The sequence below is a fragment of the Catenulispora subtropica genome (assembly GCF_039531675.1).
GTDB classification, from domain to species: Bacteria; Actinomycetota; Actinomycetes; order Streptomycetales; family Catenulisporaceae; genus Catenulispora; species Catenulispora subtropica.
This window is the reverse complement of the sequence record NZ_BAAAQM010000012.1, coordinates 106,252-125,220: the sequence shown is the minus strand read 5'-3', so window position 1 is coordinate 125,220 and position 18,969 is coordinate 106,252. Positions and strand designations below refer to the sequence as shown.

The 18,969-nt window shown below is 72.5% G+C and carries 18 protein-coding genes; 9 read left to right on the top strand and 9 right to left on the bottom strand.

The window, feature by feature from the left end; genetic code table 11:
* Positions 1 to 42: 42 nt before the first annotated feature.
* From ABD466_RS13135 to ABD466_RS13120, 4 genes are all read left to right on the top strand, one after another.
* Positions 43 to 813, top strand: coding sequence for an SDR family NAD(P)-dependent oxidoreductase (locus ABD466_RS13135; protein WP_344657277.1), 771 nt, complete (start codon positions 43 to 45; stop codon positions 811 to 813).
* Position 814: 1 nt separating this feature from the next.
* Complete coding sequence (locus ABD466_RS13130) at positions 815 to 1,984, top strand: S-adenosylmethionine:tRNA ribosyltransferase-isomerase (RefSeq protein WP_344657276.1); 1,170 nt, start codon at positions 815 to 817, stop codon at positions 1,982 to 1,984.
* Between the two features lie 84 nt (positions 1,985 to 2,068).
* A complete protein-coding gene (locus ABD466_RS13125) occupies positions 2,069 to 2,464 on the top strand; it encodes a DUF1801 domain-containing protein (protein ID WP_344657275.1) in 396 nt (131 codons plus the stop codon).
* A gap of 67 nt (positions 2,465 to 2,531) precedes the next feature.
* On the top strand, positions 2,532 to 2,945 hold the full coding sequence (locus ABD466_RS13120) for a PaaI family thioesterase (protein ID WP_344657274.1): 414 nt from the start codon (positions 2,532 to 2,534) through the stop codon (positions 2,943 to 2,945).
* 75 nt (positions 2,946 to 3,020) lie between these two features.
* On the opposite strand, the gene ABD466_RS13115 is transcribed toward ABD466_RS13120, so the two are convergent.
* Together ABD466_RS13115 and nicT are read right to left on the bottom strand one after the other, a co-directional pair.
* Positions 3,021 to 3,551: a DUF4442 domain-containing protein gene (locus tag ABD466_RS13115; RefSeq protein WP_344657273.1), complete on the bottom strand. Its 531-nt coding sequence runs from the start codon at positions 3,549 to 3,551 to the stop codon at positions 3,021 to 3,023.
* Between the two features lie 10 nt (positions 3,552 to 3,561).
* Entirely contained in the window at positions 3,562 to 4,737 is a 1,176-nt protein-coding gene (gene nicT, locus ABD466_RS13110) for a Nickel transporter NicT (protein ID WP_344657272.1), read from the bottom strand.
* 244 nt (positions 4,738 to 4,981) lie between these two features.
* Here nicT and ABD466_RS13105 point away from each other — a divergent pair, with 244 nt between their 5' ends.
* A complete protein-coding gene (locus ABD466_RS13105; protein WP_344657271.1) occupies positions 4,982 to 7,273 on the top strand; it encodes a transglycosylase domain-containing protein in 2,292 nt (763 codons plus the stop codon).
* 172 nt (positions 7,274 to 7,445) lie between these two features.
* On the opposite strand, the gene def is transcribed toward ABD466_RS13105, so the two are convergent.
* Positions 7,446 to 8,006: a peptide deformylase gene (def, locus tag ABD466_RS13100; RefSeq protein ID WP_344657270.1), complete on the bottom strand. Its 561-nt coding sequence runs from the start codon at positions 8,004 to 8,006 to the stop codon at positions 7,446 to 7,448.
* 133 nt (positions 8,007 to 8,139) lie between these two features.
* Here def and ABD466_RS13095 point away from each other — a divergent pair, with 133 nt between their 5' ends.
* The 4 genes from ABD466_RS13095 to ABD466_RS13080 all read left to right on the top strand — a co-directional run bounded on the left by ABD466_RS13095 (position 8,140) and on the right by ABD466_RS13080 (position 11,216).
* Positions 8,140 to 8,421, top strand: coding sequence for a metal-sensitive transcriptional regulator (locus ABD466_RS13095; protein WP_194910670.1), 282 nt, complete (start codon positions 8,140 to 8,142; stop codon positions 8,419 to 8,421).
* Between the two features lie 67 nt (positions 8,422 to 8,488).
* On the top strand, positions 8,489 to 9,187 hold the full coding sequence (locus ABD466_RS13090; protein ID WP_344657269.1) for an SIMPL domain-containing protein: 699 nt from the start codon (positions 8,489 to 8,491) through the stop codon (positions 9,185 to 9,187).
* 58 nt (positions 9,188 to 9,245) lie between these two features.
* On the top strand, positions 9,246 to 10,052 hold the full coding sequence (locus tag ABD466_RS13085; protein ID WP_344657268.1) for a tetratricopeptide repeat protein: 807 nt from the start codon (positions 9,246 to 9,248) through the stop codon (positions 10,050 to 10,052).
* A 225-nt stretch (positions 10,053 to 10,277) separates the two neighbouring features.
* A complete protein-coding gene (locus ABD466_RS13080; RefSeq protein ID WP_344657267.1) occupies positions 10,278 to 11,216 on the top strand; it encodes a beta-ketoacyl-ACP synthase III in 939 nt (312 codons plus the stop codon).
* A gap of 16 nt (positions 11,217 to 11,232) precedes the next feature.
* Here the strand turns inward: ABD466_RS13080 and ABD466_RS13075 are convergent, their stop codons facing one another.
* The 6 genes from ABD466_RS13075 to ABD466_RS13050 all read right to left on the bottom strand — a co-directional run bounded on the left by ABD466_RS13075 (position 11,233) and on the right by ABD466_RS13050 (position 18,963).
* On the bottom strand, positions 11,233 to 12,399 hold the full coding sequence (locus ABD466_RS13075) for a hypothetical protein (protein ID WP_344657266.1): 1,167 nt from the start codon (positions 12,397 to 12,399) through the stop codon (positions 11,233 to 11,235).
* A 355-nt stretch (positions 12,400 to 12,754) separates the two neighbouring features.
* Positions 12,755 to 13,999 carry a Rossmann-fold NAD(P)-binding domain-containing protein gene (locus ABD466_RS13070; protein ID WP_344657265.1) on the bottom strand — a complete coding sequence of 415 codons (1,245 nt, stop codon included), beginning with the start codon at positions 13,997 to 13,999 and terminating at the stop codon, positions 12,755 to 12,757.
* Positions 14,000 to 14,111: 112 nt separating this feature from the next.
* On the bottom strand, positions 14,112 to 15,368 hold the full coding sequence (locus ABD466_RS13065) for an ABC transporter substrate-binding protein (RefSeq protein WP_344657264.1): 1,257 nt from the start codon (positions 15,366 to 15,368) through the stop codon (positions 14,112 to 14,114).
* A gap of 13 nt (positions 15,369 to 15,381) precedes the next feature.
* Complete coding sequence (locus ABD466_RS13060; RefSeq protein WP_344657263.1) at positions 15,382 to 15,969, bottom strand: GTP-binding protein; 588 nt, start codon at positions 15,967 to 15,969, stop codon at positions 15,382 to 15,384.
* Positions 15,969 to 16,433: a roadblock/LC7 domain-containing protein gene (locus ABD466_RS13055; protein ID WP_344657262.1), complete on the bottom strand. Its 465-nt coding sequence runs from the start codon at positions 16,431 to 16,433 to the stop codon at positions 15,969 to 15,971. Before ABD466_RS13055 ends, ABD466_RS13060 begins: the two co-directional genes overlap by 1 nt.
* A 46-nt stretch (positions 16,434 to 16,479) precedes the next feature.
* Positions 16,480 to 18,963, bottom strand: coding sequence for a sensor histidine kinase (locus tag ABD466_RS13050; protein WP_344657261.1), 2,484 nt, complete (start codon positions 18,961 to 18,963; stop codon positions 16,480 to 16,482).
* Positions 18,964 to 18,969 lie beyond the last annotated feature (6 nt).

The window sequence follows — 18,969 nt, the reverse complement described above, 5'->3', positions numbered from 1 at the left end:
GGCCCGATCCCCGGCGCCGCCGCGCGGAGCAGGGTGAAGGGCATGAACGACACCACGACGCACAACACCCCGGCCGCGGGCTGGAGCGGCAACCCGGTGGCCGTGATCACCGGCGCCTCGCAGGGCCTGGGCCTGGCCCTGGCGCGGGGGCTGGCCGAGCGCGGCTGGTCCCTGGTCATCGACGCCCGGACTCCGGACAAGCTGGCCGCGGCCGACTACGAGCTGTCGAAGCTGACCACCGTGATCGCCCTCGCCGGCGACGTCACCGACGACGACCACCGCGCCGACCTCGCCGAGGCGGCGGCCGACCTCGGCGGGGCGAGCCTGCTGGTGAACAACGCCTCCGCCCTCGGCGGCTCGCCGATGCCGGCGCTGGCCGCCTTCCCGCTGCCGGACCTGCTGGCCACCTTCGAGGTGAATGTGCTGGCCCCGCTCGCCCTGGCCCAGCTGCTGCTCCCGCAGCTGCGGGAGCACGGCGGCGAGATCGTGAACATCTCCAGCGACGCGGCGGTCGAGCCGTACGCGGGGTGGGGCGGCTACGGCGCGTCCAAGGCGGCGCTGGACCACGCCTCGGCGATCCTCGCCCTGGAGGAGCCGAAGGTGCGGGTGTGGGCGGTCGACCCGGGCGACTTGCGGACCCAGATGCACCAGGACGCCTTCCCGGGCGAGGACATCAGCGACCTGCCGCTGCCGGAGACGGTGGTGCCGGGCTTCCTGCGGCTGATCGACGAGCGGCGGCCCTCGGGCCGTTATCAGGCTTCCGATCTGCTGCCGGCAGCGCCGGCGGCCGTGGCGGACGCGGAGGTGGCCTGAGATGACGGCGGTGCTGTACGAACCGGCGGCCGTGAGGGCGGCCGCCTCGGCGGCGGGTCCGGACAGCCCGCTGGGGGAGGGGTTCCGCGTCGCCTCCGACCTGCTGGCCCGCAAGCCGGCCGAGGCGCGCGGCCTGGACCGGGACGGCGTCCGCCTGCTGGTGGCCCGGGATACCGGGGACGACGATCCCGAGGTGGAGCACAGCGTCTTCTCGGACCTGCCGGACTTCCTGGAGCCGGGCGATCTGCTGGTGGTCAACAACTCCGGCACGCTCCCCGCGGCGCTGGACGCCGAGGTCCCGGACACCGGCGAGCGCCTGGTGCTGCACGTCTCCACCGGGACCCCGGACGCGCCGGAGGCCTGGATCGTCGAGCTGCGCCGGCCGCTGCCGGACGGGGCGACGAAGCCGTTCGCCCTGGACCCCGACTCGGCCGGCCCCGCGAGCCCCGCCCGGCCGGGCCTGCGCCTGCGGGTGACCGGCGGGGCGACGGTGACGTTGCTGCGGCCGTACACCAGCCGCCTCTGGGTGGCACGCCTGGACCTGGGCGAGTCGGTGGCGGCCTACCTGAGCCGCCACGGGCGCGCGATCCGGTACGACTACGTCGACCGCGACTGGCCGATCTCCGCGTACCAGACCGTGTTCGCCGCGGTCCCCGGCAGCGCCGAGATGCCCAGCGCCGCCCGGCCGTTCTCCGCGGAGGTGGTGGCCCGCCTGGTGGCCCTGGGCGTGCACATCGCCCCCATCACCCTGCACACCGGCGTCGCATCGCCCGAGGCCCACGAGAAGCCGTACGCGGAGTGGTACTCGGTGCCGGCGGTGACGGCGGACCTGGTGAACCACGTGCACGCGCACGGCGGTCGCGTGATCGCCGTCGGCACCACCGCGGTCCGCGCCCTGGAGTCGGCGGTCGACGAGGAGGGGACGGTCCACCCGAGCCAGGGGTGGACCGAGTTGATCATCACGCCGGAGCGCGGTGTGCGGGCCGTCGACGGCCTGATCACCGGATTCCACGAGCCGGAGGCGTCGCACCTGCTGATGCTGACGGCGATCGCGGGGCCGCGCCTGCTCCGGGCGAGCTATGACGCGGCGCTGGCGAACCGGTATCTGTGGCACGAGTTCGGGGATGTCAACCTCCTTCTGCGCGCTAGGCGCACCAGGCGCGCCGGCTAGTCGCAAGACGCTGATCATCACGTGCGTGAACGGACACCGAGGGACCACACCGAGATGGCGAAGCTGCGGGAGCAGAATGGCTCCATGTCGTACACCAAGGATCCCCGCGTCGACGCCTACATCGATGCGCTCCCCGCTTGGCAGCAGGCGGTGTGCCATCAGGTCCGGGACCTGGTGCACGCCGCCGACCCGGAGGTCGAGGAGACCGTCAAGCGCACCGTGCAGCCCTACTTCGTGCTGAAGGGCAACATCTGCGCTCTGATGGGGACCAAGGACCACGTCAACGTGTTCCTCTACGACGGCGCGATCGTGCCGGACCCGGAGGGCATCATCACCGCCGGGCACGAGAACAAGACCGCGCGCACCGTCGCCGTGTACGAGGGCGAGGAGTTGCCCGCCGAGCCGCTGGCCGCCATGTTCGCGCAGATCATCGCCAACAACCGGGCCGGCGGGTGGCGGAAGCTGAAGGCGGCCGAGTAAGGGCTCGCAGGGTGCGGGGGAGGGGTCCCCTTGGTGCGGGGCGGCCCGACCGGGAGAATGGGGCTCCATGATCACCCTCGACCTCGCATCGGCGCGGAAGGTCCTCGCCGCGCAGCCGTTCAGCGTCCTGGTGGGCGCCCGTCTCATGGCCTTCGAGCCGGGCCGCGCGGTGCTCGCGCTCGACATCCGGGAGGACCTGAAGCAGCAGAACGGCTTCATGCACGGCGGGGTGCTCGCCTACGCGGCCGACAACGCGATCACCTTCGCGGCCGGGACGAAGCTCGGGGCGGAGGTGCTCACCAGCGGGGTGACGATCAGCTACATGCGGCCCGCTTCGGGCGCCACGCTGGAGGCGGAGGCGAGCGTCACGTACGCCGGGCGGCGGCAGGCGGTGTGCCGGTGCGATCTGGTCGCCGTCAGCGAGGACGGCGCGCGCTCGCTGGTCGCGGTGGCGCAGGGCTCGGTGTTGTCCGTCGCCTGACCGGAGAGCCGCCGGCTGCTCCGCAGATGGAGGAACCCGCCACGCGTCCGTGGCGGGTTCTCGGTTCTTCCCGTTCTAGTTGTTGGGCCGCAGCGTCCAGACGATCGTCATCTCCCCGGTGACGGCCTCGTCGTTGTCACGCTGGATCCGCACGTGGATCGGGAACTCCGGCCGGGTGCCGCCCGCGAGCTCGGCGAGGATCTCCGGGATCGGCCGGCCCAGGGTCGCGGTGGCCGTGACGTCCCCGCGCGCCACCTTCTTGAAGTCGATGGTGGCCGTGGTCGGCAGCGGCGTGGCCTCGGCGGCCAGGTGCCCGAACGCCGCCACGACGACCGCGCCGGAGGCCGACTCGGCCAGCGTGAACATGGCGCCGGCGTGCGGGCCGCCGACGTGGTTGCGGTACTCGGGCTGGTCGCGGAACTTCAGGACGGCGCGCTCGGCCGTCGTCTCCACGTACTCCAGGCCCAGCGTCCCGACCATGGGCACGGCGGCGGTCAGGAACGCGCCGATGTCGAAGGGCTCGGCCTCAGCGGCCGTGGTCTCGCCCGCCCGTCGCCCACCGTCACCTGTTGTCGAGGCGCTGTGCGCCGCTGTCTCATCAACCATGCCGGTGATCCTACTCGCCGGTAACTTCCTCGGCCACCGGCCCCACCGGCCCCACCGGCCCGCCGGCCAGGCCCGCGGTCCACTTCTCCTCGATCCGCCCGAACTTCCACACCGCCAGGGCCACGACCCAGGTCGCGATGAACACGCCGACGATGGCGAAGCCGATGGTGTTCAGGTCGATGCCGCCGACCCAGTCCCAGAACCCGCCGGTCCAGCCCAGCTTGTCGGACAGGATGCCGAGCAGTTCGACCGTGCCGATGATCAGCGCCACCGCCACCGACAGGCCGGTGATGGTGATGTTGTAGAAGACCTTGCGGACCGGCTTGGAGAACGCCCAGCCGTAGGCGAAGTTCATGAACGAGCCGTCGATGGTGTCCAGCAGCGACATGCCGGCGGCGAACAGGATCGGCAGGCACATGATCGCGTACCAGGGCAGGCCGGCCGCGACCGAGGTTCCGGCCAGGACCAGCAGGCTGATCTCGGTGACCGTGTCGAAGCCCAGGCCGAACAGCACGCCGATCGGGTAGATCTGCCATGGCGCCTTCACCGACTCCATGAGTCGGCCCAGGAACCGGTTCATGAAGCCGCGCTTGTTCAGGTGCTCCTCGAGCTCGGCCTCGCTGTAGTCGCCCTTGCGCATCTGCCGGAAGACCTTGATGATCCCGACCAGGATCACCAGGTTGAAGATCGCGATCAGGTACAGGAACGTGCCGGAGACCGTGGTGCCGATGACGCCGCCGACGCTGTGCAGCGTCGAGTTGTCGTCGGACAGCTGCACCCCGACCGCCTTCAGGCCGAGCGAGAGCAGCAGGGTCAGCGTGAACACGATCGTGGAGTGGCCCAGCGAGAACCAGAACCCGACGCTGAGCGGCCGCTTGCCGTCGGCCATCAGCTTGCGGGTGGTGTTGTCGATCGCCGCGATGTGGTCGGCGTCGAAGGCGTGCCGCATGCCCAGGGTGTAGGCGGTGACACCGGTGCCGACGCCGAACAGGCCGCCGCCGACCTTGTAGTGCCCCGGCACCACGACCGCGACCAGCAGGCCCCAGCCGATGGCGTGCAGCAGCGCGATGAAGCCGAACATGCCGCCGACCCGGTACCACTCGGCGGGGGTGAGGCTGGCCCGGAGCCGAGCGAGCCGGGAGGTGCCGGCGGCGCCCGCCGTCGCGCTCGCGGTGGTGGCTGTCATGGCGCGTGGCGCCCCCCTCGGTCGGTGTGCGGTTCTCAGACGCGATTATTTTGCAGTTGCGAAGAGTTTGCAACTAGTCGTTGAGTCGGCGGCCGGTCGCGTACGGTGATGCGACTGGTGTCACGTCCGTTTCCTCCGCATTCACCGAGACGGGGATGGTCTGATGTATTGACAACAGATCAGAATGGACGGCGGGACACCTGGCGGCCACGGGGGCCGGACGGTCCGGAAGGAGTCGACGGAGATGGCCCTGGGTGGAAAACGACTGATCGACTATCCCCGCCGGGGCAGGACGGGGCTGAGGCGCTGGATCCCGTCCTTCCGGCTGGTCGGCGCCGTCCTCCTGTCCTTCGTCATCCTGGTCACCGGCGGAGCCTGGGCGGTCTACGCCTCGATCCCCATCCCGCCGATGAACGAGTCGGTGACGCAGCAGCACCTGACCGTGGTCGACGAGAACGGCGTCGTCCTGGGCCGTCGCGGCCCCGAGATACGCCAGGACGTGCCGCTGTCCAAGGTCCCGGAGCCAGTCCAGAACGCCTTCCTGTCCGCCGAGGACCGCAACTACTGGTCCGAGAGCGCGATCTCGGTCACCGGCACGGCGCGCGCCGTGCTGAACGACCTCGGCGGCGGCGACACCCAGGGCGGCTCGACCATCACGCAGCAGTACGTGAAGAACGCCTACCTGACCGACGAGCGGTCCCTGTCACGCAAGATCAAGGAAGCCGTCATCTCGATGAAGATCTCGGACAAGCAGTCCAAGGCCGAGATCCTGCAGGGCTACCTCAACACCGTCTACTTCGGACGCGGCGCCTCCGGCGTGCAGATGGCCGCCCGCGCCTGGTTCGCCAAGGACATCGACCAGCTCTCGGTCGCCGAGGGCGCCGTGCTGGCCTCGTTGGTGAACGCGCCCTCGTACTTCGAGACGGCGCAGAAGGAACCTCAGGCGATGGCCCGGCTCAAGGCCCGCTGGGGCTACGTGCTGGACGGCATGGTCGCCATGGGCAAGCTGACCAAGGAGCAGCGCGACGCCGCGCGGTTCCCGGCGATCTCGCCCTGGCCGCGGCCCTCCAGCGAGCTCGACGCGCAGTACCCGTACCTGGTCGAGGCGGCGATCGCCGAGGCGCAGGCCAAGACCGGCCTGACCCGCGAGCAGCTGGTCACCGGCGGCTACACGGTCAAGACCACGTTCGACGCCAAGATGCAGGACCAGGCGGCGGCCGCGGTGAAGAGCCAGATCACCGACCAGCTGGATCCGAGCGTGCGCGACGTCGACAAGTACGTGCACACCGCGATCGCCACGGTCGTGCCCGGCGACGGCGCGGTGCGTGTGCTGTACGGCGGCGACGACTACGCCAAGCAGGCCTTCAACGCCTCCTGGCAGGGCACGCTGTCCCCGGGCTCGTCCTTCAAGACCTTCGCCCTGGCGGCCTACCTGCAGGCCGGCGGCACGGTGGACGACGTCTTCGACGGCAACTCGCCGTACCACGTCCCCGGCGGCAACGCCCAGATCCCCAACGAGGGCGGGCAGAGCTACGGCGACGTCTCGGTGCAGTACGCGCTGAACCAGTCGATCAACACCGTGTTCGTCGAGCTGGGCGAGAAGATCGGGATGACCAAGGTCGCCGACGCGGCGCGCGCCGCCGGCATCCCGGTGGACGCCAAGAACCAGAGTGTGCCGGCGCTGCCGCTGGGCGTGGTGTCCACCAACCCCGAGCAGATGGCCGGCGCCTACGCCACCTTCGCCGCGCACGGCCAGCAGGCCGAGCCGTACACGGTGACCAGCGTCGAACAGGGCGGCAAGGCCGTCTACACCCACCAGGTCCAGGCCAAGCCGGCGTTCGGCGCCGACGTCGCCGACCAGGTGACCCGGTCGCTGCAGGACGTGGTGGTGGACGGCTCCGGCGCCGGGGCGGCCCTGGCCGACGGCCGCGACGTGGCCGGCAAGACCGGCACCACCGACCTGCCCGGCGACGGCACCAAGCTCGGGTCGGCGTGGTTCGTCGGCTACACCCCGGGCCTGTCGACCGCGGTGGCGGTGTGGGGGCAGAAGGACGACGGCAGCCTGACCGCGATCAACGGGATGGCCGGCAAGACGGTCGGCGGCGGTGCGCTGGCCGCGCCGCTGTGGTCGGCGTACATGAGCAAGGCGGTGGCCGGGACGCCGGCGCAGTCGTTCACGCTCACCGCGGCGCAGAACCTGCCGCAGGAAATGAACCCGGGGACGTCGACCGAGGGCGCGCCGACGGACCAGAGCACGCAGCAGGACCCGAACCAGGGGCAGACCGACTTGCCGAGCCCGCCGCAGCCGACCGACGGCTCGCAGCCGGGGACGCCGACGTCCACCGGCGGGCAGGGGACGTGGACGCCCGGCGGCGGGCCGTCGGGGTCGGAGTCCACGGGCCCGTCGGCGCCGAGCGGGACGGGGTCGGGAACGTCGACGACGTCCTCGACCGGGCCCAGCGCGCCGGGACCGACGGGGTCTTCGGGCTCGGGGCCGGTTTCGGGCGGGCCGGTGCAGAACCGCGGGCGCGGCTGACGGCCGCCTGCCCGGCGCCTGGCTCTGCGGCGGGGTCGGGCTCTGCGTCGTGGTCGGGCTCTGCGTTGCGATCCGGCTCTGCGTCGTGTCGGGCTGTGCGTTGTGATCCGGGTTCGGGTCCGTGCCGAGCCCGGGTCCTGTGCTGAGCCCGGCCCGTCCGGGGCCGGGGCCGCTACAGGTCGCCGGCTGTCGCCGCGGCCTTCTCCGCCTGCATCCGTTCCATCTCCGCCAGCACGTTCTTCCGCTGACGCTTGCTGAGGCGGTCGATGTACAGGCGCCCGTCCAAGTGGTCGGACTCGTGCTGCAGGCACCGGGCGAAGTAGCCGGTGCCCTCGACGGTGATCGGTTCGCCCTTGAGGTCGACGCCGGAGACCACCGCGTAGTCGGGGCGGGCCAGCTCGTGATGCGGGCCCGGGACGGACAGGCAGCCCTCGGCGGAGTCGTCGAGCTGGCGGCGATCCGGCGGCAGCTCGGCCAGCACCGGGTTGACCACGTGGCCGACGTGCTGCACGCCGTCGTCGTCGTGGCAGTCGTAGACGAACACCCGCAACGGCACGCCGATCTGGTTCGCGGCGAGTCCCACGCCCTCGGCGGCGTACATCGAGGCGAACATGTCGTCGATGAGCGCGGCGAGTTCGTCGTCGAACTTCTCCACCGGGGCGCAGGGGTGGTGCAGCACCGGGTTGCCGACGATGGTGATGGGGCGGGCGGTGCCGCTTCCGGAGTGGCTCATGGCGTTAATCTTACGGGTCGGCGCACTTCAGCCCGTTACTGTGGGTAGATACCCCGGGAACAGGGACGCGGGCGGGCTGGTTACCCCATGGGGGTACAGTTTCAGGCCGAGACGACGGATGGGGAAGCGGGCCATGCACGGGTACACCGACCGCAAGGACGACTACAACAAGCGGCTGCGCCGCATCGAGGGACAGGTGCGCGGCCTGCAGCGGATGGTCGAGGAGGACAAGTACTGCATAGACATCCTCACGCAGATCTCCGCCGTGACCAAGGCCCTGCAGTCGGTCGCGCTCGGCCTGCTGGAGGAGCATGTCGCGCACTGCGTCGCCGACGCGCTGGCCACCGGGGGCCCGGAGGCCGACGCGAAGGTCAAGGAGGCCAACGAGGCCATCGCGCGGCTGGTGCGGTCCTGAGGCGCTTCAGGGCCCTGCGGATGCATAGCGGACGCGGAAACACCGGGGCTGCGGCAGACTGGCGGGTATGACGCAGCAGGCGGACAAGCCCACGCCCACCGGCACCCCCATCGTCGTCAGCGTCCGGGGCGAGGCCACGTTGGAGGCCGATCCGGAGTTGTGCGAGTTCGCGGTCACCGTCACCGCGCGCGCCCGCGACCACCGCGACGCCCTGGAGCAGCTCACGCAGCGCAACAAGGAGCTGCTCGACCAGGTCAAGGCCGAGTACGGTGGCGCGCTGGAGAAGCTGGAGACCGGGCACTTCAGTGTGTACCCGGAGTGGCGCAGCCGGAAGTCGGACAAGATCGGACCGTATCAGGGCTCGGTGCGGGTCCGGATCGTGGTGAAGGACTTCGCGGTCCTCGGCGAGATGGTGACCAAACTCGCCGACGGCGAGGGCCGCTCGGTCGACGGCCCGTACTGGAGCCTGCGGCGCGATTCGGACGTGTACCGCCGCGCCCGCAACGAGGCCGTCGGCGAGGCGGTGCGCCGGGCCCACGAGTACGCCGAGGCGGTGGGCTCGACGCTGATCGAGCTGCTGGAGCTGGCGGACACCGGGATGTCCTCCAGCGGCGCGCCGCAGGGGCGCGCGATGTACGCGATGGCGGCGGCACCCGGCGGATCCTCCTACGCCGGGCCTCCCGCGCTGGATCTGGAGCCGCAGCGGCAGACCGTGTCCGCGGCGGTCGAGGCGCGGTTCTCGGGGACGCAGCCGGCGCGGTTGTAGTGCGCTGAGGCCCAGGTCACACGGGAATCTTCCGCTTCTGCTCCGTGTTGTCCCGGCCATGCGCATCGAGATCTGGGCCGACATCGCCAACCCGTGGACCCATGTCGCCGCCGAGCGTCTGCGCGTCGCCCTGGCGGCCCGGCAGAGCTCGGCGGTCGAAGCCGTCTGGCGCCCTCTGATCGCCGATCCCACCGATCCCGAGGCTCCGCGCGAAGCCCTGCGCCTGCTCGTCCTGGCCGAGGAGCACGGTGGCCACGCGCTGCAGGGCCGGGTCGTCCACGAGCTGCTGGCCTCGCACGACCTCCGCGACGCCGCCGAGCTCGCGGCCGTCGCGGTCCGGGCCGGGTTCCCCGAGGGCGGGCGCCTGCTCGCCTCGGGCGCCGGCCGGGAGCGCCTGCGCGACCTGCTGCTGATCGGCAAGGCGCGCGGGATCGGCGTGTCGCCGACCCTCGCGGTCGGTGACCGGCAGCTGGAGTTCGCGCTGTCGGCGGCGGCGATCACCGAGTTCCTCGACTCCTGCGCGTCGGCCGCGCCGGCGCGGGCGCTGCCCGAGGAGGTCGAGCGCCTGCGCTGGGCCGACACCCTGGTCGGCGTCGGCGACCCGCTGGGCGCGCTGGTCCTGCTGGAGCCGCTGCTGGCCGAGCACGGTCAGGATCCGAACATCCGGCGGGTGGCGGCCGCGGCCTACTTCGGCTCGGCGCAGCTGGGGCGGGCCCGCGCGGTGCTGGAGGAGATGCTCGCCGAACACCCGGACGACTCCTACGCCCGGGTGATGCTCGGCAAGACGCTCAAGCGTCTGGGCCGGGGCGCCGAGGCCGAGACGCATCTGCGAATGGCCGCGGCGATGACGCCGGAATACGCGTAGGGCCGCTCGCGCGAGCGCGCATGAAGCGGGGTTTCACCGCGCTTCGACGGCGGGTCGTCACGATGACCCGCCGTCGTCGGCGTATCCGGCCGCGCGCCGGGGGCGCCTATGGCGGAACCCTCCAGATCCGACACGAGCGGCTTGGGGCTTCCGTGACCGGAGCGCCGTAGGTCAGCGCGCAAGGATCGTAGGGAGCAAGCCGTCCCCGAGACAAGGAGCGCCCGCGTGCCCGGTTCCCGGATCGTGGCCCTCGGCCACAGCCAGCCCGACCGCGTCGTGACCAACACCGACCTGGCGCAGCTGGTCGAGACCAGCGACGAGTGGATCACGTCCCGCGTGGGCATCCGCACCCGCCGGATCGCCGACCCCGGCCAGACCGTCGACGAGTTCGCCGCCGCCGCGGCCGCCAAGGCGCTGGCCGGGGCCGGGGTCGAACCCGTGCAGGTGGACCTGGTGCTGGTCGCCACCAGCACCGCCGGCGCGGCCAGCCCGAACACCGCCGCCCGGGTCGCCGCCCGGCTCGGCATGGCGGCCCCGGCCACCATCGACGTCAACGTGGTCTGCTCCGGGTTCACCCACGCCCTCGCCCTGGCCGACCAGGCGATCCGCTGCGGGCAGGCCGCCACCGCGCTGGTGATCGGCGCCGACTTCATGAGCGCGGTCACCGACTGGACCGACCGCTCGACCGCGGTGCTGGTCGGCGACGGCGCCGGCGCGGCCGTCGTGACCGCCGACGAGCGGCCCGGCATCAGCCCGGTGCTCTGGGGCTCGGTGCCCGAACAGGGCCGCGCGGTGGTGATCGAGGGCAGCCCGAACCGGTTCTCCCAGCAGGGACAGGCCGTGTTCCGCTGGACCACCACGGCGCTGCCGGCGGTGGCGCGCCAGGTCTGCGAGCGGGCCGGGGTGACCCCGGAGGACCTGGCCGGCGTGGTGTTCCATCAGGCCAACCTGCGGATCATCGAACCGCTGGCGGCCCGGCTCGGCGCGGTGAACGCCGTCGTGGCCAAGGACGTGGTGGACTCGGGCAACACCTCGGCGGCGTCGATCCCGATAGCGCTGGCGAAGCTGGTGGAGCGCAGGGAGATCCCCGCCGGGGCGCCGGTGCTGCTGTTCGCCTTCGGCGGGAACCTCTCCTACGCGGGGCAGGTCATCGCCTGCCCGTAGTGGTGTTCTCGGCCGGCTACTTCGACGTGTAGGTCACGAAGAAGTCGGTCGGCCCCGGAGCCCCGGCGCCGGTGAAACAGTCCACTGAACGGATCTGCAGCGTGCCGCCGGAGTTGAACCACGGCGGCCCGCCGCCGGGCTCACCGAGCCGGCAGAAGCCGGGGCCGCCGCCGAAGGCGGTGACGTTCGCCTCGGAGTACGGCGTGGCCGTGACCCCGATGCCGGGCATCAGGACCGTGATCCCGAACGGCGGCACCCCCGCGCTGGTCACCGTGGTCCAGGACGTGACGCTGTCGAAGTCGGTCAGCGGAGGCGCCCCGGCATGCTGCCAGAAGTAGCCCCAGCCGAACGGGCTCAGGCCGCGCAGGTCAAGCTTGTACTGGTACGTCAGGGTCCACCGGGTGTCGGCCGGCGCGCCGCTGACGGCGTCGAAGCACAACACGGTCGGCAGCTGCGTGCCACCCGCGTTCACCCAGGCGCCCACCTTGCAGCGGGCCGGCGCCCCCGAAGCCTGGATCTGTCCGGTGACCTGCAGGTCACCGCCGATCGTCGTCCCGGTCGGCCCGACTCCGGGCAGCTTGATCTGCCACACTCCGACGCCCATGTGACCGACGGACAGCGGCGCCCCGACCGAGTCGAACTGGGAGAGCAGCCCCGCCGCGCCATCAGACTGCGCGTACGCCAGGTCCGGCGTCGGCGCCCCGGCGAACGTGGCGGAGACCCAATTGATGGAGAAGCCGGTCGAGAACGGCGAGACGGTCCCGGCGCCCTGCACCCAGCAGCTCACCTTGACCATCTCGTCCGGCCCGGACACGAAGTACTGGTCCGGCTCACACCACGCCGGCGGCTGCGGCCCCGGATTCCCGGTCTTGGCGACGGCCGTGACGTGCACGACCCCCTGCGGCGCCGCGACGTTGGGGAACCGGACGAGATAGCTGCCCCCGCTCCCCGACACCTGCCCCACCGTGCCGGCACTGGTGATCGAGTCGGTGAGCGGCCCCGGCAGGGGACCGGCCGGGTCCAGGTAGCCGTACCCCCAGACGTCGGGCAGCGCGGCGTGCGCCGCCTTGACCGGCAGGAAGGCCGACACCACGCCCGCGACCAGCGCGAACAGTGTCAGCAGGATTCTGAAGCGGCGCGGCGGACGGCCCAGATCGGCGCGCGCTGATGCGGTGGCTGACATCACGATCCCTCCCGAGCGGCCGGCGTCCCGCGCCGGCCGAAGACTGATGAGCCTGGCTGTCAGAATGCTGCGACGCGCCGGGCTCGGGAAGGCGGGGAAACCTGGCGTCGGACAGTTCGGCGTGATTCAGTCAGTCCCACCAGAAAGACCACGCCGTCGCACCCCTGAGCGATGCGGCGTGCTCCTCGAACTCGAGGCTGTCGACGGGCACCGGCCAGAGCCCCGATCTCCCGTGCTCGGCTCGCAGCCGAGCCACCGACTCCGGGTCGGGGCTTCGTGGCTCAGCCAGATCGGCGGGCCGCCCCGTCCGACACCAGCCGCCCGGGCGGCGGGTCCAGGCCGTCCAGTTCGGTGATCACAAAGGCCTCCCACCCATGATCGTCCCGTCCGGCGCCTGCGTCAGCGCGGCCTGCCACGCCGACAACTCCGCCTCGCCGAACGCGGCCCAGTCCGGCACCTGCCGGACCTGTGCTTGGCCGATGCGGCGGGACAGGGCGACCACCGCGTGGCCGGCGGGGCGGCGGACGGCGTCGTAGCGCCGTGCGAGGCCGTCGAGGCCGTCGAGGCCGGCGACGTCAGTGGCGTCAGGGGTCTGGCGCCAGAGGTCGGCGAGGGCGGCGGCGTCCTGGAGGGCTTTCAGGGCTCCGGCCGCCGCGTGCGGGCGGCTGACCGCGCCCGAGTCGCCGATCAGCAGGAGGCGGCCCTGGGCGAATGCGGGCGCCTGGAGGTCGTACATCGGCTGGATGAACACGTCTTCGCGGGCTGTGGTGCGCACCGCGTCGGCCCAGAAGGGCGGTAGCTGGGTGCTGATCAGGGTTTCCAGGTGATCGAGCAGCGACTCCGACACCGCGCCGGGTGGGAGGCTGGTGGCTGTGGTGAAGTCGGGGGTCAGCTCTGGCGGGACTGTGGAGAACAGGGCCCAGTTCAGCCGGGTGCCGCCGTCCTCGTCGGCCGGGATGGGGTACGCGATCAGGTGCCCTGTGGCGATACCGACCGTGAAGAACGCCTCCTCGGGCAGCCCCTTGATCCGGTTCATGTCGCCGAGGCCGCGCCAGCACAGGTAGCCGGCGTACTCCGGGGTGATCCCCGGGAACATGGCCTCGCGGACCACCGAACGGTAGCCGTCGGCGCCCAGGACCAGGTCGAAGGACTCCGAGCCGCCGTCGGCCAGGGTCAGCTCGGCGCCCGACGGTGTCGGCTTCACCTCGACGATCCGTGTGTCCGGACGGTACTCGACGCGCTCCGGAAGCCGTTCGCGCAGGTAGCGGTACAACTGGCCCCAGTTGTGGCTGGTGAACGGGAAGGGGTGCGCCGCGAGCGGTTTCCCCATCGCGGGCACCTCGGCGGCGCCCTCCCGCGTGTACCACCTGCGCGACTCGGCGTGGAAGCCCGGCAGGGAGGCGTCCAGGAAGCCGGCGGCGGCGAGTTCGGCGAAACGGTCGCGGTGGATGGCGATGCCGGCGCCGCGGTCGCGCAGGGCCCCGGCCGAGCGTTCGAACACGACCACCGACGCCTGCGGCGCCGCCTCGGCCGCCGCCAGCGCCCCCGCGCATCCCGCGATGCTCCCGCCGACGACCGCGATCCGCGCGGCACGCGTCATGGCATCCTCCTGGTTCCCCGTGTCCCCGTTGTTCCCCGTATCCGTACCTCGCCGCGGACTCCGCGAAAACTCAGGAATCTTCTTAGCCCGGCTCAGTCCGGCTTATTCGGGCTCAGTCCGGCAGCGTCGCCAGTTCCTGGATCTCCACGTTCGCCAGCGCCGTGCCGTCGGTCTGCACGCGCCGCAGGTACCACTTCTGGATCGGCGCGTGCGTCGCCGTCGCCAGCTGCCACGCCCCGCGCGGGCTGTCGATCCGGCCCAGCGCCCCGATCGCCGCGTTGATGGCCTCGGCCCCCGCCTGCGGCCCGGCCTTGGCCGCCGCCTCGTCCAGCAGCGCCGCGGCGTCGTAGCCGGTCAGCGCGTACACGCTGGGCTGCTGGCCGTCGTGTCCGGCCGACCAGGCCGCCACGAACGCGCGGTTGCCGGCGGTGTCGACGTCGGGGGAGTAGTCCAGCACCGAGGTGATGTCGGCCGCGGCGGGCCCCTCCTGTTTGAGCAGTGGGCCGTCGGTGACGAACCCGGCGGCGAACAGAGGCACGTTCCGTACCTCCGACTTCGCGTACTGCTGCACGAACCGCACCGCCTCCTGCCCGGTGAAAGAGCAGTACACGGCCTTGGCCCCGGAAGCCTTGATCGCGGTCAGGTAGGGGGAGAAGTCGGCGGTGTCCGAGGGCGAGGTGAACTCCGCCCGGCCCGACTCGTTGGCCAGCTTTCCGCCGAGAGAGGCGTAGTAGTCGGTGAAGCCCCGGATCTGCTCCCACCCTCCGGGGTAGTTGCCGCCGATCGCGTATACGGGACCTTTTATGTGCGCGTATATATACGGTGCGATAGCGGTGCCCGGGTCGGTGGACATGAAGGCGACGTTCCACACGTACCGGATGTCGTTCATGTCCGGGCGCGCCACCACGCCGACCAGCGGCACGTGCGCCGAGTTCGCCATCGGCGCCACGGCCTGGAACCCCATGCCCCCGATCGGGCCGACGATCGCCTGGGCGCCGCCGTGCAGCAGCCCCTGCAGGCCGGCGGCGGCGTCCCCGGCGCCCCTGCCCTCGTCGGCGGAGTTCACCGTCGCCGGCCGGCCGCCGAGCCGGTCGCCGTGCCGGGTGAGGTAGAGCTGGAACCCGTCGCGCACGTCCGCGCCGATCGAGCCGTACATGCCCGAGGAGCTCAGCAGCAGTCCGACCACGAGCGGTTTCGCGCCGGCCTTCGCCTCCGCACCGGAGCCGCCGCCCGCGCCGCCGCCGGCGCCCCCGCCCCCGCCGCCGCCCCATCCGCCTCCGCCGCACCCGGCCGCCGCGGCGGCGGTCGCGGCCATCGCCAGCGCGGCGAAGGCCCGTCGCCGTCGTCGCCGGCCGGGAGCCGCCGCCATCACCGCCCCGCCATCAGTTCACCAGGCCGTCGGGCTCGTCCCCGCGCATCCGCTGCTGCGTGATCGCGTGCTCCAGCAGCGCCACCAGCACGCCCTTGGCCGACTCCCGGAGCCGGGCGTCACAGATCAGCAGCGGTGTGTCGTCCTCCAGCGCGAGCGCCTGGCGCAGTTCCTCGTGCCCGTACTGCTGCGCGCCGTCGAACTGGTTCACGGCGATCACGTGCGGGATCCGCCGGTCCTCGAAGAAGTCGATGACCGCGAACGCGTCGCCGAGCCGGCGCACGTCGGCCAGCACCACCGCGCCCAGCGCCCCGCGCGAGAGCTCCTCCCAGAAGAACCAGAAGCGCTCCTGCCCCGGCGTGCCGAACAGGTACAGGATCAGGTCCTCGGCGATGGTGATGCGGCCGAAGTCCATCGCCACCGTGGTGCTGCGCTTGGCCGGGATCAGGTGCACGTCGTCCAGCCCCAGCCCGGCCTGCGTCATCTCGGCCTCGGTGGTCAGCGGCTGGATCTCCGAGACCGCGCCGACCAGCGTCGTCTTCCCGACGCCGAAACCGCCGGCCACCACGATCTTCGCGGCCACCGTGGGCGCGCTCGCCATCAGCGTCCCCCGGCGGCGCCGCCGGGCACCTCGGACAGCTCGGACAGCATCCGGGCCCGGGCCGCCGGCGTCAGCGTCGCGCCCACCTGGTTGATCAGCTCGGCCATCGCGTACGAGACCTGGCCGATGTCGCACTCGCGCTCGGCGTAGACCAGCAGCGAGGCGCCGTCGCTGACCGCCATCGAGAACAGGAAACCGTCGCCGAGCTCGGTCAGGTTGCTGCGCACCGGCGCCGACTCCAGCAGCCGCGCGGCCCCGGCCAGCAGGCTGACCAGCCCGGCGGCCACCGCCGCCAGCTGGTCGGCCTGGTCCTCGGCCAGGTCCGGGGAGGCGGCCACCACGATCCCGTCGGCGGAGACCGCCAGGGCGTGCACCACCCCCGGGACGCGCTGCGCGAAGTCGTTGAGCAGCCAGTCGAGGCTCCCCTGCTGGTCGGCCTGCTGGTCGGTTGCGGTTTCGCTCATGGGGCGGTGTCCTGGGGTTAGGGAATGGGAGGGTACTGCGATGCTGCTACGGCTTCGGCCCGCCGCGGCCGGTCAGCCCGCGCGCGTAGGCGGCCATGGTGGCCGCGACGCGCTCGGGGTCGCGGTCGGCGGGGGCCTTGGTCTCGGTCGGGTCGGGGTCCTGCGGTGCGGCGGCGCCGCGGCGGGCCTCCTTGGGGAGCTTGGTCTGCGGCACGCGGACCGGGAGGCCGTTCAGGGTCGTCGGGGTGGTCGCGGTCGCCGGGGTGGTCGCGGCCGTCACGGCCGCCGGCGTTCCGGCCGCCGGCTGATCGGCGCCGTTCACAGCCGCCGGACGGTCGTCCGGCGCCCGGAACTCCGACAGCCTCGAAGCCAGGGCGGTGTAGGCGGGGGCCGGGCGGCCGATGTCGGCGGGTGGGCGGTACTCCGCCAGTTCCGTCTCCGGGAACGGCAGCTCCGGCCAGTCCGCGGCATCGGGTTCCGCGACGGGCTCGCCGAGTGCCGACAACGGAGCGGCGTCCTTGATCCCCCCGGTGGCCCCGTGCACCCGGCCGATGGTAGCCCCGGGCGTGTCGGAATCCTGTGAAGCCTCCGGGGCCACCACCGTCAGCGGCAGGGCCACCTCGGCCACCGTCCCGCCGCCGGGCCGGGCCCGCAGCTCGACCTCGATGCCGTACCAGGCGGCCAGGTGCGCCACCACGGTCAGGCCCATGGCCCGCACCGTCTCGCTGTCCACCTGCCGCGGCGCTGCCAGCCTCGCGTTCAGCTCCGCGCGCCGCGCCGGGGTCATCCCGATGCCGCGGTCGGCGATCTGGACGATCACCCGGTCGGTCATCCGGCGTGCGCCGACCGTGACCCGGCTGCCGGGCGCGGAGTACGTCGTGGCGTTGTCCAGCAGTTCCGCGCACAGGTGCACCAGGTGGTCCACGGCCTGCGGCGCGATGACGATCCCGGACTCGACCGACTCCAGGTCCACGCGCGTGTACCGCTCGATCCGGCCCAGGGCGGCGCGGGCCACGTCCAGCAGCGGCACGCCGCGGTCGCGGACGCGGGCCGTCCCCTCGCCGCCGAGCACCAGCAGGCTCTCGTTGTTCCGCGTCATCCGCGCGGCCAGGTGGTCGAGCACGAACAGCCGGGCCAGCCGGTCGGGATCCTGTTCGGCGCGTTCGGCCCGGTCGAGTTCGCTGGTCAGCGCGCCGGTCAGGCGCTCGCCGCGGCGGGCCAGCGCCACGAACGTGGCGCCCACGCCGGCGCGCAGCAGCACTTGTTCGGCGGCGGTGCGGATGGCTTCGCGGTGTACCGAGTTGAAGGCCCGGGCCACGGCGGCCAGCTCGTCTTTGGCGTCGTCGGGCCGGATGGGGTCGCGGCGGCGGCCGCCGAACGTGCGCCCGCCCAGCGTCAGCGCGTCCCCGGCCTGGTCCGCGAACTCCTCGGGGCTGCGGCCGGTCAGCGACTCGGTGGCGCGCAGCTCCTCGACCGCGGCCGGCAGCCGCTCGAAGGCCACGGCGTGCGCCGCGTCCCGCAGCTGCCGCAGGCCCCGGATCATCGGCCGGCCCAGCCGCAGGCTGATCATCACCACCAGCAGCGCGGTGCCCGCGACCGCCGCGGCCTCGGCCTCGGCGGTGCGCCGGGCGTGGTCCCGCAGCTGCGCGATCGCGGTCAGGGTGGTGAGGTCCAGGTTCTCGCGCACCTCGTCGAGGGCGTCGCGGCGGGTGCTCATGGAGCGGGCCCACACGCCCTTGTCGATCTTCAGCGTGTCGCCGGCGCCCAGCCGCGACACCTGGTCCTCGTACTGTCCGGCGGTCAGGATGTCCGGGCTGGTCATGGCCTCGTCCGGGCGCTCGTGCCACTCGGCCGGCGCCTGGATGTCGAAGGTCTCCATGGCGTCGCCGTAGCCCTGGCGGTCGCGCGCGATCGCCGCCACCGCGGCCGGGGTCAGCGGCTGCCCGGTCGCCGAGCGCAGCACGTCGGTCTCCTCCAGGCCGGTGGACTCGGCGGCCTGGTACAGCAGGTTCGCGGCGTGGATCTTGGTGGCGATCTGCTGCGGGGCGCTGCCGGCGGTGGTCACCGCCTCCCGGAAGGCGGCCAGGTCGGCGATCGCGATCCGGTACTGGAACGCCACCGCGGACAGCGCCGGGGCGGACTGCGACCGGACCTGCGCGCGCAGCGTCGACAGCTGGGTCAGCTCCTGGTCGATCCGGGCCAGCAGGTCCCGCGTGACCTGCGGGGTGTGCGGCAGCGCGCGCACCTGCCGGCGGTAGTCGGCGATCGCGGCGTCGGTCTGGGCTATCTGGGCCTCGACGTCGGAGGTGGGCCGCGGGTCCGGGCCGGTGAGCAGCAACGCCATCATCGTGCGCTCGTCCTGCAGCTCGCAGATCAGCTGCCCGGCGGCGGTGGCGGTGTGCATCAGGGACCACAGGTGCTCGCCGCGCATCGTCTCACCCGCCGACGCGGTGAGCGCGACGGCGCCGAAGCCCGACACCGCGGCCAGCGGGACGGCGACCAGGACGCCGAGCCTGCGCGTGATCCTCAAAACGGC

Excerpts from the sequence above, each read along its gene's own strand:
- ABD466_RS13075 (WP_344657266.1), bottom strand. The coding sequence starts at position 12,399 with ATGTCAGCCACCGCATCAGCGCGCGCCGATCTGGGCCGTCCGCCGCGC.
- ABD466_RS13105 (WP_344657271.1), top strand. The coding sequence starts at position 4,982 with ATGGCCCTGGGTGGAAAACGACTGATCGACTATCCCCGCCGGGGCAGG.
- ABD466_RS13135 (WP_344657277.1), top strand. The coding sequence starts at position 43 with ATGAACGACACCACGACGCACAACACCCCGGCCGCGGGCTGGAGCGGC.
- ABD466_RS13120 (WP_344657274.1), top strand. The coding sequence starts at position 2,532 with ATGATCACCCTCGACCTCGCATCGGCGCGGAAGGTCCTCGCCGCGCAG.
- ABD466_RS13070 (WP_344657265.1), bottom strand. The coding sequence starts at position 13,999 with ATGACGCGTGCCGCGCGGATCGCGGTCGTCGGCGGGAGCATCGCGGGA.
- nicT (WP_344657272.1), bottom strand. The coding sequence starts at position 4,737 with ATGACAGCCACCACCGCGAGCGCGACGGCGGGCGCCGCCGGCACCTCC.
- ABD466_RS13115 (WP_344657273.1), bottom strand. The coding sequence starts at position 3,551 with ATGGTTGATGAGACAGCGGCGCACAGCGCCTCGACAACAGGTGACGGT.
- ABD466_RS13060 (WP_344657263.1), bottom strand. The coding sequence starts at position 15,969 with ATGGCGAGCGCGCCCACGGTGGCCGCGAAGATCGTGGTGGCCGGCGGT.
- ABD466_RS13090 (WP_344657269.1), top strand. The coding sequence starts at position 8,489 with ATGACGCAGCAGGCGGACAAGCCCACGCCCACCGGCACCCCCATCGTC.
- def (WP_344657270.1), bottom strand. The coding sequence starts at position 8,006 with ATGAGCCACTCCGGAAGCGGCACCGCCCGCCCCATCACCATCGTCGGC.
- ABD466_RS13085 (WP_344657268.1), top strand. The coding sequence starts at position 9,246 with ATGCGCATCGAGATCTGGGCCGACATCGCCAACCCGTGGACCCATGTC.
- ABD466_RS13055 (WP_344657262.1), bottom strand. The coding sequence starts at position 16,433 with ATGAGCGAAACCGCAACCGACCAGCAGGCCGACCAGCAGGGGAGCCTC.
- ABD466_RS13125 (WP_344657275.1), top strand. The coding sequence starts at position 2,069 with ATGTCGTACACCAAGGATCCCCGCGTCGACGCCTACATCGATGCGCTC.
- ABD466_RS13130 (WP_344657276.1), top strand. The coding sequence starts at position 815 with ATGACGGCGGTGCTGTACGAACCGGCGGCCGTGAGGGCGGCCGCCTCG.
- ABD466_RS13095 (WP_194910670.1), top strand. The coding sequence starts at position 8,140 with ATGCACGGGTACACCGACCGCAAGGACGACTACAACAAGCGGCTGCGC.
- ABD466_RS13065 (WP_344657264.1), bottom strand. The coding sequence starts at position 15,368 with ATGGCGGCGGCTCCCGGCCGGCGACGACGGCGACGGGCCTTCGCCGCG.